General features: G+C 68.7%; 16 protein-coding genes. 11 read left to right on the forward strand and 5 right to left on the reverse strand.

Going from position 1 to position 13992, the window contains the following annotated elements:
• Positions 1-185, forward strand: a 185-nt coding sequence (locus G5C66_RS25175; RefSeq protein WP_165114465.1) for an ATP-binding protein, incomplete at its 5' end; no start/stop codon positions are given.
• A gap of 117 nt (positions 186-302) precedes the next feature.
• On the opposite strand, the gene nadA is transcribed toward G5C66_RS25175, so the two are convergent.
• Both nadA and G5C66_RS25185 read right to left on the reverse strand, forming a co-directional pair.
• Positions 303-1475 (reverse strand): quinolinate synthase NadA, encoded by a 1173-nt coding sequence (gene nadA, locus G5C66_RS25180; RefSeq protein ID WP_165114468.1) that lies wholly within the window; start codon positions 1473-1475, stop codon positions 303-305.
• 278 nt (positions 1476-1753) lie between these two features.
• A complete protein-coding gene (locus G5C66_RS25185) occupies positions 1754-2065 on the reverse strand; it encodes a hypothetical protein (protein WP_165114471.1) in 312 nt (103 codons plus the stop codon).
• A gap of 347 nt (positions 2066-2412) precedes the next feature.
• Between G5C66_RS25185 and G5C66_RS25190 the strand changes: the two genes are divergently transcribed.
• Entirely contained in the window at positions 2413-3498 is a 1086-nt protein-coding gene (locus G5C66_RS25190) for a glycerate kinase family protein (RefSeq protein ID WP_165114474.1), read from the forward strand.
• A gap of 63 nt (positions 3499-3561) precedes the next feature.
• Positions 3562-3915 carry an iron-sulfur cluster insertion protein ErpA gene (erpA, locus tag G5C66_RS25195; protein WP_165114477.1) on the forward strand — a complete coding sequence of 118 codons (354 nt, stop codon included), beginning with the start codon at positions 3562-3564 and terminating at the stop codon, positions 3913-3915.
• 64 nt (positions 3916-3979) lie between these two features.
• On the opposite strand, the gene G5C66_RS25200 is transcribed toward erpA, so the two are convergent.
• Positions 3980-4195, reverse strand: a complete 216-nt coding sequence (locus G5C66_RS25200; RefSeq protein WP_165114480.1) for a hypothetical protein — start codon at positions 4193-4195, stop codon at positions 3980-3982.
• Positions 4196-4314: 119 nt separating this feature from the next.
• Here G5C66_RS25200 and G5C66_RS25205 point away from each other — a divergent pair, with 119 nt between their 5' ends.
• On the forward strand, positions 4315-5298 hold the full coding sequence (locus G5C66_RS25205; RefSeq protein ID WP_165114483.1) for a carbohydrate kinase family protein: 984 nt from the start codon (positions 4315-4317) through the stop codon (positions 5296-5298).
• Positions 5299-5304: 6 nt separating this feature from the next.
• On the opposite strand, the gene G5C66_RS25210 is transcribed toward G5C66_RS25205, so the two are convergent.
• Positions 5305-5541 carry a sulfurtransferase TusA family protein gene (locus tag G5C66_RS25210; protein ID WP_165114486.1) on the reverse strand — a complete coding sequence of 79 codons (237 nt, stop codon included), beginning with the start codon at positions 5539-5541 and terminating at the stop codon, positions 5305-5307.
• Positions 5542-5620: 79 nt separating this feature from the next.
• Positions 5621-6730 (reverse strand): aminotransferase class V-fold PLP-dependent enzyme, encoded by a 1110-nt coding sequence (locus G5C66_RS25215; protein WP_165114489.1) that lies wholly within the window; start codon positions 6728-6730, stop codon positions 5621-5623.
• A gap of 175 nt (positions 6731-6905) precedes the next feature.
• On the opposite strand from G5C66_RS25215, the gene ctaC reads away from it, so the two are divergent.
• The 7 genes from ctaC to phnC all read left to right on the forward strand — a co-directional run bounded on the left by ctaC (position 6906) and on the right by phnC (position 13943).
• Entirely contained in the window at positions 6906-7799 is an 894-nt protein-coding gene (gene ctaC, locus G5C66_RS25220) for an aa3-type cytochrome oxidase subunit II (RefSeq protein WP_165114492.1), read from the forward strand.
• Positions 7796-9478, forward strand: coding sequence for an aa3-type cytochrome oxidase subunit I (gene ctaD / locus G5C66_RS25225; protein ID WP_165114495.1), 1683 nt, complete (start codon positions 7796-7798; stop codon positions 9476-9478). The genes ctaC and ctaD overlap by 4 nt, the downstream gene beginning before the upstream one ends.
• A 5-nt stretch (positions 9479-9483) precedes the next feature.
• A complete protein-coding gene (locus tag G5C66_RS25230; RefSeq protein WP_165114498.1) occupies positions 9484-9900 on the forward strand; it encodes a cytochrome c oxidase subunit 4 in 417 nt (138 codons plus the stop codon).
• 148 nt (positions 9901-10048) lie between these two features.
• Complete coding sequence (locus tag G5C66_RS25235) at positions 10049-11257, forward strand: L,D-transpeptidase (protein ID WP_338144321.1); 1209 nt, start codon at positions 10049-10051, stop codon at positions 11255-11257.
• A 192-nt stretch (positions 11258-11449) separates the two neighbouring features.
• Positions 11450-12184, forward strand: a complete 735-nt coding sequence (locus tag G5C66_RS25240) for an HAD family hydrolase (protein ID WP_165114501.1) — start codon at positions 11450-11452, stop codon at positions 12182-12184.
• Complete coding sequence (gene phnD / locus G5C66_RS25245; protein WP_241248858.1) at positions 12178-13149, forward strand: phosphate/phosphite/phosphonate ABC transporter substrate-binding protein; 972 nt, start codon at positions 12178-12180, stop codon at positions 13147-13149. The genes G5C66_RS25240 and phnD overlap by 7 nt, the downstream gene beginning before the upstream one ends.
• A complete protein-coding gene (phnC, locus tag G5C66_RS25250; RefSeq protein WP_165114504.1) occupies positions 13146-13943 on the forward strand; it encodes a phosphonate ABC transporter ATP-binding protein in 798 nt (265 codons plus the stop codon). Before phnD ends, phnC begins: the two co-directional genes overlap by 4 nt.
• Positions 13944-13992: the final 49 nt, after the last annotated feature.

Consider the following 13992-nt stretch of genomic DNA (forward strand, 5'->3'; position numbering starts at 1 on the left):
CGCCCGCCCTCGTCCCGCACGCGTTCGAGCGCTTCACCCGCGCCGACGAGGCCCGTCAGCGCGACGGCGGCGCCGGCCTCGGCCTCGCCCTCGTCCACGCCATCGTCACCGCCCACGGCGGCACGGTGAGGCTCACCAGCAAGCCCGGAGACACCACGATCGCCGTACGTCTTCCCACCCACTGATCCCAAGCGAAACCGCAGAAACGGACGTCGAGAAATCACTTGTGGGCGACGAATCTCTACATTCGTCGCCCACAAGTGCGGACTCGGCCCGCCATACGTGCGGACTCGGCGGGAGGGTCAGTCCTTCTCGGTCTTACCCGGGAGGTCGAGCATCCGCTGGAGCGCGAGCTTGGCGTAGTGCTCGGTCTCGGCGTCGACCTCGATGCGGTTGACGACCTGCCCCTCGACGAGCGACTCGAGCGCCCAGACGAAGTGGGGGAGGTCGATGCGGTTCATCGTGGAGCAGTAGCAGACGGTGCGGTCGAGGAAGACGATCCGCATGTCGGGGTGGGCGGCGGCCAGACGCTTGACGAGGTTGAGCTCGGTGCCGATCGCCCAGGCCGAGCCGGGCGGAGCGGCCTCGATGGTGTTGATGATGAACTCGGTCGAGCCGACCAGGTCGGCCTTGAGGACGACCTCGTGCTGGCACTCGGGGTGGACCAGGATCTGCACGCCCGGGATCTCGGCGCGCAGCTCGTCGATGGTGTCGGGGGAGAAGCGGCCGTGGACCGAGCAGTGTCCCTTCCACAGGATCATCTTCGCCGCCTTGAGCTCCTCGGCGGTGACGCCGCCGCCGGGCTTGAGCGGGTCCCAGACCACGCAGTCGTCCAGCGACATGCCGAGCTTCAGGACCGCGGTGTTGCGGCCGAGGTGCTGGTCGGGGAAGAAGAGGACCTTGGCGTCGTCCTTCTGCTCGAAGGCCCACTCCAGCACGGTCTGCGCGTTGGACGAGGTGCACACGACGCCGTCGTGGCGGCCGCAGAACGCCTTGATGTCGGCGGAGGAGTTCATGTAGGTCACCGGCACGACCTGCTCGGCGACCCCCGCTTCCTCCAGAGCCGACCAGGCCTTCTCGACCTGGCCGAGCCGCGCCATGTCGGCCATCGAGCAGCCGGCGGCGAGGTCGGGGAGGATGACGGCCTGCGACGGCGAGGTCAGGATGTCGGCGGACTCGGCCATGAAGTGCACGCCGCAGAAGACGATGTACTCCGCGTCGGGCCGGGCGGCCGCGTCGCGCGCGAGCTTGAAGGAGTCACCGGTCACGTCGGCGAACTGGATGACCTCGTCGCGCTGGTAGTGGTGTCCGAGGACGAACACCTTGTCGCCGAGCTTCTCCTTGGCGGCGAGCGCGCGCTTGACCAGGTCGGGGTCGGAAGCCGCCGGCAGGTCGCCGGGGCACTCCACGCCACGCTCGGAGTTCAGGTCGGTGCCACGCCCCAGGGGGAGCAGCGGGAGGTCGACAGTCGTCATGATGACGATAATACATGCCCGGGCCCCGAAGGCCCGGTGGCCTGGATCACATCGTGGTACCGGCCGCGGCCCCGGGTCAGGCGCGCAGCGGGCGGACGGCGTCCCATCCGGGGTCGGTGTCGACCCGCGGGTGACGAGGTCGCCGTAGGCCCAGCCTTCGACCGTCTCCACCAGCCGCTGCGGGGCGGAGGTGGTGGGGTCGACGTAGGCGTGCAGGAGGCGTACGCCATTGGTGGTCTCGTGGGCCACGACCCGACCGTCGGGACCGAGCGTGGAGGTCAGCCGGTCCTCGAGCCGCCCGAGCTCGCGAAGAGCGTCGGCCGAGGGCAGACCCCGCTCGGCGAAGCCGACGTAGGGACCATCACGCCGACGTGGTGGGTGAGGTTGGGTGCCGTGACCGGGTGCAGTGGCACGACCGCGCTCGCGACCACCGGACCCTGCGGGCTCTCCCCGCGGAGCAGCACCCAGGCGGGGTTGCCGTCGGGGTCGACGTACTCCTTGCGGAGGTTCTTCACCGCGGCGCGCAGCCCGTCGAGGCCGAAGCCGTCGCGCCGTGACCAGCATGTCGGCCAGCCGGATCGCGGCCCCACCTGGCGTGCTCAGCACCGCCTCGACCGGGTCGTCGACCGGCGGGCGCTGGTCGCCCGGGGCCGACCTCCCAGCTCAGACCCGCTTCGATCGCGTCGACGCGCCGGGCCAGCAGGGCGACCAGCGCGTCCTGGTCGTCGGCGTTGAGTGCGGCACCGCAGGCCAGGGCGCCCTTCTGTGCCCACCAGGTCCAGAACCCACTGATCCGTCTGGCCTCTGAGTCGCTGGTCCGGCGCCGCCCGAAGATCCGCGCGAAACGACCTCAACGCGACGTAACCGCAACGGTCAGGACAATGAATACGGTCAGGCCGCCCACCCATGGCCTTCTGTACGCGGGTAGGTTTCCGCCATGCGAGTGCTGATCGCCCCCGACAAGTACGCCGGCACGCTGACAGCCTCCCAGGCGGCCGCCGCGATCGCGGAGGGGTGGCGGCGTACGGCTCCCCGCGACGAGCTCTCGCTGGCGCCGATGGCCGACGGCGGGCCCGGATTCCTCGAGCTGCTGCACGACGTCCTCGGCGGCGACCTCCGCGAGGTCGAGGTCAGAGGCCCGCACGGGGAGCCGGTCACCGCGCAGGTGCTGGTCGAGGGTGAGGCCGCCTACGTCGAGTCGGCCCAGGCAGCGGGTCTGCACCTGACCGGCGGGAAGGGAGCCGAGCAGGCGACCTCGTACGGGGTCGGGCAGCTGCTGCTCGCCGCCCGCGACGCCGGGGCGAGCAAGGTCGTGGTCGGGCTGGGCGGCTCGGGGACGAGTGACGGGGGAGCGGGGCTGCTCGCCGCGCTGGGTGCCACCGCCGACCGGCCGCTCGACGCCGGTGTCGCGGGGCTGGAGGGCATCACCGAGGTCACGCTGCCCGAGCCGCTGGGCCTCGAGATCGTGATCGCCAGCGACGTCGACAACCCGCTGACCGGCCTCTTCGGCGCGATCAAGGTGTACGGCGCGCAGAAGGGGCTCATCGAGGAGGCCATGCCACGCTGGGACGGCGCGCTCCAGGACCTGGCGGCCGCGACCTCTCGCAAGGTCGCGACCGAGAAGGGCGCGGGAGCCGCCGGCGGGATGGGGTTCGCGCTGCTGCTCCTCGGGGCCACCCGGCGGCCGGGGTTCGACGTCGTCGCCGACCTGCTCGGGCTGCCCGACCTGGCCTCCCGGGCCAACCTGGTGATCACCGGCGAGGGCTCCTTCGACCCGCAGAGCGCCTCGGGGAAGGTGCCGGCCGGGGTGGCGCGGCTCGCCGAGCAGGCGCTGCGTCCCTGCATCGTGCTGGCCGGGAAGGTGAGCATGAGCGGGCGCGAGATGCGTACGCTCGGGATCGACGCCGCCTACTCGCTCGTGGACAGCGTCGGCGAGGAGCGGGCGCTGAGCCAGGCGTACGACTCCCTGGTCCAGGTCGCCGCCAGGGTGGCTCGGACGTGGTCCGCCGACCACCGGGAATAACCGCGGATGTGCGACGATTGACCCTGAGACACACCCGCACCCACGCACAGGGAGCCCAGCTACATGACCGAGCAGACGACCGAACGCCGCGCCGACTCCATCAACCTGAGCGACGTTGCCGCCGCGAAGGTGAAGAGCCTCCTGGAGCAGGAAGGCCGCGACGACCTGAGCCTGCGCATCTCCGTGCAGCCCGGTGGCTGCTCCGGCCTGCGCTACCAGCTCTTCTTCGACGAGCGCACCCTCGACGGTGACGTCGTCACCGACTTCGACGGCGTCTCCGTCGTCGTCGACCGGATGAGCGTTCCCTACCTCAACGGCGCGATGATCGACTTCGTGGACACCATCGAGAAGCAGGGGTTCACCATCGACAACCCCAACGCCACCGGCTCCTGCGCCTGTGGTGACTCGTTCCACTGATCTGAGGCGTACGCACAGCAGCCCCTGCCGATCGGCAGGGGCTGCTGGCTTTCTCCGAGGAGAATCAGGTCAGGGCGAGATCGTCGGCGACGTGCCCGATCGCCTCGAGCATGGCGGCGTCGCGCGGCTCGCGGGACTGCATCCGCACCGTCGGTGCCGGCCGGGCCGTCGCCCGCGCCCGCGGGGTGGGCAGGCGCAGCGCGCTGTCGGCAGCGGCACAGTCGGCGCAGAGCTGCGCGGGGCTGTCGAGGTCGTCGTACGGAACGCGCATGTCGGTCATGCAAACGACGGTAAGCACTACCAACGGGTAGAAGAAGGGCGACTCGAGAGTAATATTTCATCTCCTGTCCACGGCCGAGCCTTAACGTCGCCCGAGGTCTCGCCGGTAGGGTTCCGCGCATGTCCGGTTCACTCCTGATCGCAGGCTCCATCGCCACCGACCACCTGATGAGCTTCGGCGGAAAGTTCGCCGACTCGCTGGTCGCCGACCAGCTCGACAAGCTCTCGGTGAGCTTCCTGGTCAACGACCTCGAGATCCGCCGTGGTGGCGTCGGGGCCAACATCTCCTTCGGCCTGGCCAACCTCGGCCTCGCGCCGGTGCTCGTCGGTGCGGTCGGCGAGGACTTCGCCGACTACCGCTCCTGGCTCGAGCGCCACGGCGTCAACTGCGACCACCTGCGCGTCTCCGAGACGCTGCACACAGCGCGGTTCGTGTGCACCACCGACACCGCGATGGCGCAGTTCGCCAGCTTCTACCCGGGTGCGATGGCCGAGGCCCGCGAGATCGAGCTCGGCCCGATCGCGGAGAAGGTCGGCGAGCCGGCCTTCGTCCTGATCGCCCCCGACGACCCCGACGCGATGAAGCGTCACACCGAGGAGGCGCGCCAGCGCGGCTACACCTTCATCTCCGACCCCAGCCAGCAGCTCGCCTTCGGCGACGGTGAGCTCATCCGCGAGCTCGTCGACGGCGCCGCCTACCTGTTCACCAACGAGTACGAGTCGCACGTCCTCCAGCAGAAGACCGGCTGGTCGGCCGACGAGGTCCTGGCCCGCGTCGGCACCCAGGTCACCACGCTCGGCAAGGACGGCGTACGCATCCAGCGCAAGGGCGAGGACCCGATCCAGCTGCCCGCCGCCAAGAACGTGAACGCCGTCGAGCCGACCGGTGTCGGCGACGCCTTCCGCGCCGGCTTCCTGGCCGCGCTGGCCTGGGACTGCGAGCTCGAGCAGGCCGCCGAGGTCGGCTGCGTCCTGGCTGCCTACTGCGTCGAGACCGTCGGCCCGCAGGAGTACTCCTTCACCGCCGAGGAGTTCGTCGCCCGCGTGCGCGAGTCCTACGGCGACACCGCCGCCGACCAGATCGCCTCGCACATCAAGAGCTGAATCTCGTCAGCTGAGACGGCGTATCCGATACACGGGTACGCCGTCTTCTGCTTCCACCTCGCCGACGAACTCCTGCCCGCGCATCCGGGCCCAGGCAGGGACGTCGTGGTGGGCGGCGACGTCGTCGGCAGCGACGGCGATGACCTCGCCGATCTCGACGTCGCCGAGGTGGCGGCCGAGCTCGATGATGGGCCGCGGGCATGCCTGGCCGCGGCAGTCGAGGGTGATGACCGGCGCGCTCACACGACCACGCCCGTAGCGCAAGCGCCAGAATACGGGCGCGGTCGTGTGATGCCTCGATGATTCGCTCGCCTGCGCTCGCTCATAGCCCCGCCTCGGCGCGCAGGTCCTTGACGATCCCGGGCAGTGCGTCGAGCACGCGCTCCACATCCTCTCGCGTCGTGTCGCGGGTCAGCGACAGCCGAACGTTACCGTGTGTCAGCGCTCCCATGGCAGCAAGCACGCGAGACGGCTCGCGGGTGTCCGACGTGCAGGCCGATCCGCTCGCGACACCGGCGCCGAGCCGGTCGAGCGCGGTCACCAGCGCCTCGCCGTCGACGTACAGGGCCGAGAACGTCACCAGGTGGGGAAGACGGTCCTCGTCCGGCCCCGCGACGTCCACGTCGGGGACCTCCGCCCGGACGCGCTCCCGGACCAGCGAGATCAGCTGGTGCTGGCGGGCGTTGACCTCGTCGCGCTCGGCGACGACGGCCTGGAGGGCCGCCGCGGCGGCCAGAGCCCCGGGGATGTTCGAGAACCCCTGATCCGTACGCGACCACTCATCGCCCGGGAACGGCCAGCGCCACCTCGCCGACCTGCGCACGACCAGCACTCCCACACCGCCGGGGCCACCCCACTTGCGGGCGGAGCCGGCGATCGCGTCGCCGACCGGGGGCAGAGGAAGCCGTCCCATGGAGGCGCAGGCGTCGATGAAGAGGGCGGCCGGGCCGGTCGCGTCGGCGACCTCGTCCATCGGCTGCACGGTGCCGACCTCGTGGTTTGCCTGCTGGACCGCGACGACGTCGACATCCCCGGCCGCGACGGCGTCGCGCACGGCGGCCACCTCGACCCGCGCCTCGCGATCGACGGCGAGCTCGGTGACGGGGGAGCGCTGCGACCAGCGGGCGGCGTCGATGACGGCCTGGTGCTCGACGGCACTGTGACCGATGCCACGCGAGCCGAGCCCCAGCAGCCCGGCCTGCACCGCGGCGGTGCCCGACGATGTGAAAAGCACCTCATCGCGGCGTACGCCCAGTGCCTCGGCCACGACCTCGCGCGCGTTCGAGAGCAGCAGCCCGGCGTTGCGGGCAGGTCGGTGCAGGCGGCGCGGGTCGGCGTACCCCTGCTCCGCCGCGGCCAGAAGCACGTCCCGGGCCGCCGGGTGGAGCGGTTCGGCCGAGGCGGCGTCGAGGTAGGTGAAGCTGTCGGTCACAGGACCCAACGGTAGCCACACGCGACATGAGGAACCCCTGAAGATGAATCCGGAGGCGCTCGCGGTAGTCTGCGGGCATCTGAGTGTTCGCATGAGAGAGAGGCTCGTAGTGGGTCTGCACTTGCCAGGGGCCGGATCGACTCCGTCCCACGCCCGCGCCCGCCGTGGTGCGCTGGTGGCGACGCTGACGGCCGGCGCCCTCCTGCTGAGTGGTTGTTCGGACGAGGCGGCGCGTTTCGGCTTCCCCGAGCCACGTTCTGAGCAGGGGGAGCACAACCTCGCCCTGTGGCAGGGCGCCTGGATCGCCGCGCTGCTGACCGGCATCCTGACCTGGGGGCTCATCTTCTGGGCGATCTGGCGCTACCGGCGCCGCAGCGACGCCGACATCCCGGTCCAGACGCGTTACAACCTGCCGCTGGAGATCTTCTACACGATCGCCCCGGTCCTGATGGTGATCGTGTTCTTCGACCACACGGTCAAGGTCCAGAACGAGATGCTGGACGACGCCAACCCGACGAACGTGATCGAGGTCACCGGCCAGCAGTGGCAGTGGACCTTCAACCACGGCATCGGCGAGATGGACGCCAGCGCTGACGAGAACCTCGTCGACGACGAGTACCCCTACGACAGCTACGGCTACGTCGTGGGCACCGGCTCGCACATCCCGACGCTGGTCCTCCCGGAGAAGACCACCACGCGCTTCAACCTGCGCTCGGCCGACGTCATCCACAACTTCGGTGTCCCGGAGTTCGGCATGAAGATGGACGTCGTCCCGGGTCGGGTGAACCACTACTCGATCACCACGAAGGAGGCCACGGCCACCTTCGACCCGGGTGCCAACGACCTCATCGAGGGCAAGACCTTCCGTGGCGCCTGCTACGAGCTCTGCGGCGTCTACCACGCCCGGATGATCTTCAAGGTCGCGATCCTCTCCGAGAGCGACTACAAGTCGTACGTCGACGCGCTGGCGCAGAAGGGCTTCGAGGCCGAGCGCCCGCTGCTCGGTGGCGGTAAGTCCACCCGCACCACCGACGACATCGCCAGCCACAACGAGGAGGAGGGCGAGTGACCGCCACTGCTGCACCCCCAGTCGCCGGCGGCCGCAAGCCGCTCGGTAAGCACGTCTACCAGCTGCTGACCACCACCGATCACAAGCTGATCGGCAAGATGTACCTGGTCACGTCGTTCGTCTGGTTCCTCATCGGCGGCCTGATGGCGCTGCTGATGCGCTCGGAGCTGGCGTTCCCGGGGCAGCAGGTCGTCAACGACGAGCTGTTCAACCAGCTGTTCACGATGCACGGCACGATCATGCTGCTGCTGTTCGCGACGCCGCTGTTCTTCGGCTTCGCGAACGTGATCATGCCGCTCCAGATCGGTGCGCCCGACGTCGCCTTCCCGCGACTCAACATGTTCAGCTACTGGCTCTACCTCTTCGGTGGGATCATCGCGGCCAGCGGCTTCTTCACCCCGACCGGCGCGGCTGACTTCGGCTGGTTCGCCTACACGCCGCTGTCCAGCGCGCAGTACTCGCCGGGTGTCGGTGGCGACCTGTGGATCATGGGTCTCTACATGAGCGGTCTGGGCACGATCCTCGGCTCGGTCAACTTCATCACCACGATCATCTGCATGCGTGCGCCGGGCATGACCATGTTCCGGATGCCGATCTTCACCTGGAACGTGCTGATCACCGCGCTGCTCGCGCTGATCGCGTTCCCGATCCTGGCCGCCGCGCTGCTGATGCTCGAGTCCGACCGTCAGTTCGGCTCCCACGTCTTCGACGCCGCCCATGGTGGCCCGATCCTGTGGCAGCACCTGTTCTGGTTCTTCGGCCACCCCGAGGTCTACATCATCGCCCTGCCGTTCTTCGGCATCATCTCCGAGATCCTCCCGGTCTTCAGCCGCAAGCCGATCTTCGGCTACATCGGCCTGGTCGCCGCGACCCTCGGTATCGCGATCCTCTCGGTGGCGGTGTGGGCGCACCACATGTTCGTCACCGGAGCGGTCAACCTGCCGTTCTTCTCCGGCATGACGTTCCTGATCGCGGTCCCGACCGGCGTGAAGTTCTTCAACTGGATCGGCACGATGTGGGGCGGATCGGTCAGCTTCGACACCCCGATGCTGTGGTCGATCGGCTTCCTGACGACCTTCCTCTTCGGTGGTCTGACCGGCATCATCCTGGCGAGCCCGCCGCTCGACTTCCAGGTGTCCGACTCCTACTTCGTGGTCGCGCACTTCCACTACGTCGTCTTCGGCACCGTGGTGTTCGCGATGTTCGCCGGCTTCTACTTCTGGTGGCCGAAGATGACCGGCCGGATGCTCGACGAGCGCCTCGGCAAGGTCCACTTCTGGCTGCTGTTCGTCGGCTTCCACGCGACCTTCCTGGTCCAGCACTGGCTCGGTGTCGAGGGCATGCAGCGGCGTATCGCCGACTACCTGCCCAGCGACGGCTTCACCTTCCTCAACCAGTTCTCGACCGTGGGCGCGTTCCTGCTGAGCCTGTCGATGCTGCCGTTCTTCTACAACCTCTACGTCTCGCGCCACGCGCCGATCGTCGAGGTCGACGACCCGTGGGGCTGGGGCCGTTCGCTCGAGTGGGCCACCGCCTGCCCGGCGCCGCGCCACAACTTCGTCTCCATCCCGAAGATCCGCTCGGAGTCCCCGGCCTTCGACCTCCACCACCCGGAGATCGCCGCGCTGGAGCACGATGAGGACGATCTCGTCTCGACCAGCTCCAACAAGGAAGGCTGAGCCCGATGAAGTCTGAAGCCTGGATCTTCGTGGTCTGCACCGCCTTCATGGTGCTGGTCACCCCGGCCTACTGGTTCGTCACCGCGGCCTCCGAGGAGGGTGGCGACTGGACCGGCACCTCGGCGCTGGTCATGTGCACCCTGCTGTTCGCGATGATCACCGTCTACCTCGGCTTCCACGCGATGCGGATGGACCCGCGTCCCGAGGACCGCGAGGACGGCGACATCGCCGAGGGCGCCGGCGAGTACGGCTTCTTCCCGCCGTTCTCCTGGTGGCCGCTGTGGGCCGGTCTCACCTTCGCCCTGGTGGTCCTCGCGATCGCGATGGCCGCCTGGTGGCTGGTCATCATCGCCGCCGTGCTCGGCATGCTGGCCACCGCCGGCTGGAACTTCGAGTACTACCGAGGCGAGTTCAAGCACTGAGCAAGGATGTATGCGGGGCCCGATCCGAGACCGGATCGGGCCCCGCTCCCTTTCTTGGGCGCCTCTTGGCAATGCCCGATAGGGTTATCGCGCTCGCGTCCCGGTTCAGGGCGCGGGCTCAAAAATTCAGGTCTGGAGCAGTCTCACCGTGTCAACGCAGTCACCGTTTCACCGCCCGTCCCTGCTCGCCCGCCGCCGGGTGCTGTTGACCACCGCGACCGCGGTCGTGACGCCCGTGCTGGTCGCATGCGGCGCCGACCCGGCCTCGAAGGAGCCGAAGAAGCCGGCCGAGCCGAAGGTGCAGATCACGCCCAACGTCGAGGACAAGGCGACCGGCGTCGCGGTCGACAAGGTGATCAAGGTCGACGTGGCCAAGGGGCGCCTCGACGAAGTGATGCTGACCGGGGCCAAGGGCACCAAGGTGCGGGGCACGATCACCGAGGACGGGCTCAGCTGGAGCGCGGGCGACGTGCTCGAGCCGACCGCGTCCTACACGCTCGCGGTCACCGCCACCGGCGACGACGGCCTGCAGAAGAAGAGCCAGATCACCTTCTCCACCGAGGACCTCGGTCTGGACCGCCAGACCTACCCGTCGATCGCGCCGCTCGACGGGGAGACCGTCGGCGTCGGGATGCCGATCATCGTGACGTACGACCTGCCGGTGAAGAACAAGGCCGCCTTCGAGAAGAAGATGCTGGTCGAGTCGACGCCGAAGCAGGAAGGGTCGTGGTACTGGGTGAGCGACAAGGAGGTCCACTACCGGCCGCGCAACTACTGGCAGGCCAACTCCACGATCAACGTGAAGCTCAACATCAACTCGGTCCCCGCCGGCGACGGCATCTTCGGCCAGAAGAACCGCGAGATCACCTTCAAGACCGGTGACGCGCACATCTACCGGGCCAACGCGCAGACCCACCAGATGGAGGTCTTCAAGAACGGCCAGAAGATCAAGACCATCCCGATCACGACCGGCAAGGAAGGGTTCATCACCCGCAGCGGCGTGAAGGTGATCATCGAGAAGTTCCGGCGCAAGACCATGAACTCCGAGACCATCGGGATCAACCAGGGCGACCGGGAGTACTACAACATGGAGGGCGTGAAGTGGGCCATGCGGCTCACGTTCTCCGGCGAGTTCATCCACGGCGCGCCGTGGTCGGTGGCGCAGCAGGGCCGCGCCAACGTCTCCCACGGCTGCACCGGGATGAGCGACGAGAACGCCAAGTTCCTCTACGACATGACCCGCCGCGGCGACGTCGTCGAGACCGTCGGCACCGACCGCCAGATGACCTTCAGCAACGGCTGGGGCGACTGGAACACCCCGTTCGAGGAATACCGGGCGGGGTCTGCCCTCGCCTGAGCCGACGGCGCGTCGGGCGTCGCTTGAGCCTTCGTCCCGGTCAGAGTCGATATTCTGCAGTGCAGTAAATAGCGTGTGACACCAAGCCGATGCTGCTTGCGTCCTGAAGCGTCCTTACCTACGTTCCAGTCAACACGTAATCGCGTTGCGCAGGGCCGACCCCCGACGGCCCGCGCCTGGAAGGTGGACTCGTTGCCTCGCCCGGTGCTGGTGCTCGACCTGGACGGCACGGTGTGTCTCGGAGACACACCGGCTCTTCTCTACGCCACCCGGGTGGCGGCCCTCACCGACGCCCCTGAGGCGCTCCTGGAGACCGCACAGGCGTTTCTGGGGCAACGGCTGCCCCAGAGTGCCCCGAAGACGCTGATGGGCGCTCAGGACGGCTACGAGGCCGTCAAGATCCTGGGCCTTGCCGCCGGTGTCACCGAAGAGGAGCTCAGCGCTGCGTACGTCGCGAGCCGAGCGGAGATGAGCGCGAACCCGGGCGACATCCACACGCCCGAGGGCCTGGTCGACCTGCTCGCCGGGATCGACGCGTACCGGGTGATCCTGACCAACTCGCCCGGCAGCGGGCTGGACGAGGTGCTTGAGCATCTGGGCGTACGCGACGTGGTCGACGAGGTGCGCACCGACGCCCTCAAGCCGACCCGGATGACCGGGCACCTGGACGCCTTCCTCGACACCGTCGGCGCCGCCGACACGCCGGAGTGGCTGATGTCGGTTGGCGACATCTGGCGCAATGACCTGGCTCCCGCCGTCGAGCGTGGTTGTGTTGCTGCGTACGTTGACGCCTTCGACCGCCGGCAGGGACCGGCACATGTTCGTGCAGGATCGTTCAGAGACCTGTACTCAGCGGTCTTGGACTGGTCGAATGACCCGTCGTCCTTCCTCGCAGCTCACCCCCTCAAGGAGTCTGTCCAATGTTGAGAAGCCCCCGGTTGCTGGCGGTCGGTGCCGCCGCATCGCTCGCCCTCTCGCTCGCCGCCTGCGGCAGCGGGGAGGACGGCACCGCGCCCGCGGAGGATCCCGAGGAGATCGTGCTGTCGCTGGTGCCCTCCGGCGACGTCGACTCGATCACGGAGAGCGCCAAGGGCCTGGAGTCGTTCCTCAGCGACCGGATCGGGATCCCGGTACGCGCCGAGGTGACCGAGAGCTATGCGGCCGCGATCGTGGCGATGAAGTCCGACCAGGCGCAGGTCGCGATGCTCGGCCCGATCGGCATGGTGCAGGCCGAGGACCAGGCCGGCGCGGTGCCGATCCTGCAGTCGGTGCGCTACGGCTCGGGGACCTACCACACCCAGTGGTTCACCAACGACCCCGAGACCTACTGCGTCGACGAGGTCAAGGTGGTCGAGGGCTTCAAGTACTGCAACGGCACCGATGCCGCCAAGACCGGTCCCGTCGGTGAGGAGGCGCTGGCCAAGATCAAGCCGGGCACCTCGATCGCCTTCGTCGACCAGGGGTCGGCGTCCGGCTACTACTACCCGGCCACGCAATGGGGGCAGATCACCGGCGGCGACGCGCTGGTCGACCTCGACGCCCAGTTCGCAGGCGACCACGACGCCGCGGTGCTGGCCGTGGCGCGCGGCGACTACCCGATCGGGGTGAGCTTCGACGACGCCCGCGAGGAGGTCGCGGCCGACGAGCCGAAGGTCGCTTCCGACGTCGTGGTGTTCGCCTACTCCACCGAGATCCCCAACGACGGCATCGTCGTCGCCGGCGGGCTCTCCAAGGAGCTGCGTACGAAGGTGACCGACGCATTCACCGCGATGGCGAAGGACCCCAAGGGCCTCAAGACGCTGGAGGCGGTCTACGAGATCGAGGGTCTCGAGAAGGTCGACACGGCAGCGCTGAAGAAGGCGAAGTCCGTGGAGGAGAACTTCGGCGAATGAGCGGCTCGGATCCCGGGGACGGTGGCGGGCACAGCATCGTCTTCGACGACGTCTCGGTGGTCTACCCGAACGGCACCCGGGGTCTGGACACGGTCTCCTTGACCATCCCGGAGGGGGAGTTCGTCGTGGTCGTCGGGCTCTCCGGCGCCGGCAAGTCGACCCTCATCCGCACGATCAACGGTCTGGTGCCGGTCACCTCGGGCTCGCTCTCCGTCGGCGTGACCGAGGTGGCCACCGCACGCGGACGCCGGCTGCGGCGGCTGCGGGCCGAGATCGGGATGATCTTCCAGGGGTTCAACCTGGTGACCCGCCGCTCGGTCATGGGCAACGTGCTCACCGGCCGGCTGCACGCCCAGTCGTGGCTGCAGTCGGCGTTCGGCGTACACACCAAGGCCGACAAGGAGATCGCCTTCGAGGCGCTGGAGCGCGTCGGGATCGTCGAGAAGGCCTGGGTACGCGCCTCCGAGCTCTCCGGCGGGCAGCAGCAGCGGGTCGCGATCGCCCGAGCGCTCGCGCAGCAGCCTTCCGTCGTGCTCGCCGACGAGCCGGTCGCGTCGCTGGACCCGCCGACGGCCAACCTCGTCATGCGTGACCTGCAACGGATCAACCGCGATCTCGGTATCACTACCGTGGTCAACCTGCACTTCCTCGATCTGGCGCGGCGCTACGCCGACCGGATCATCGGCATGCGCGCAGGCCAGGTGGTCTTCGACGGTCCCGCCGCCGAGGCCGACGACGCGGTCTTCGAGACGATCTACGGTCGCTCGCTGACCGCCGAGGACGTCTCCGCATGACCCCGAGGTGACCGGCACCAGACCGTTGATCGTGCGGATGAGGGTCGAC

The organism is Nocardioides turkmenicus (genome assembly GCF_011045035.1).
GTDB lineage: Bacteria > Actinomycetota > Actinomycetes > Propionibacteriales > Nocardioidaceae > Nocardioides > Nocardioides turkmenicus.

What these genes read in the sequence shown, in the direction of transcription:
- nadA (WP_165114468.1), bottom strand. Translation starts at nt 1,475, where the DNA reads ATGACGACTGTCGACCTCCCGCTGCTCCCCCTGGGGCGTGGCACCGAC.
- G5C66_RS25190 (WP_165114474.1), top strand. Translation starts at nt 2,413, where the DNA reads ATGCGAGTGCTGATCGCCCCCGACAAGTACGCCGGCACGCTGACAGCC.
- erpA (WP_165114477.1), top strand. Translation starts at nt 3,562, where the DNA reads ATGACCGAGCAGACGACCGAACGCCGCGCCGACTCCATCAACCTGAGC.
- G5C66_RS25200 (WP_165114480.1), bottom strand. Translation starts at nt 4,195, where the DNA reads ATGACCGACATGCGCGTTCCGTACGACGACCTCGACAGCCCCGCGCAG.
- G5C66_RS25205 (WP_165114483.1), top strand. Translation starts at nt 4,315, where the DNA reads ATGTCCGGTTCACTCCTGATCGCAGGCTCCATCGCCACCGACCACCTG.
- G5C66_RS25230 (WP_165114498.1), top strand. Translation starts at nt 9,484, where the DNA reads ATGAAGTCTGAAGCCTGGATCTTCGTGGTCTGCACCGCCTTCATGGTG.
- phnD (WP_241248858.1), top strand. Translation starts at nt 12,178, where the DNA reads ATGTTGAGAAGCCCCCGGTTGCTGGCGGTCGGTGCCGCCGCATCGCTC.
- phnC (WP_165114504.1), top strand. Translation starts at nt 13,146, where the DNA reads ATGAGCGGCTCGGATCCCGGGGACGGTGGCGGGCACAGCATCGTCTTC.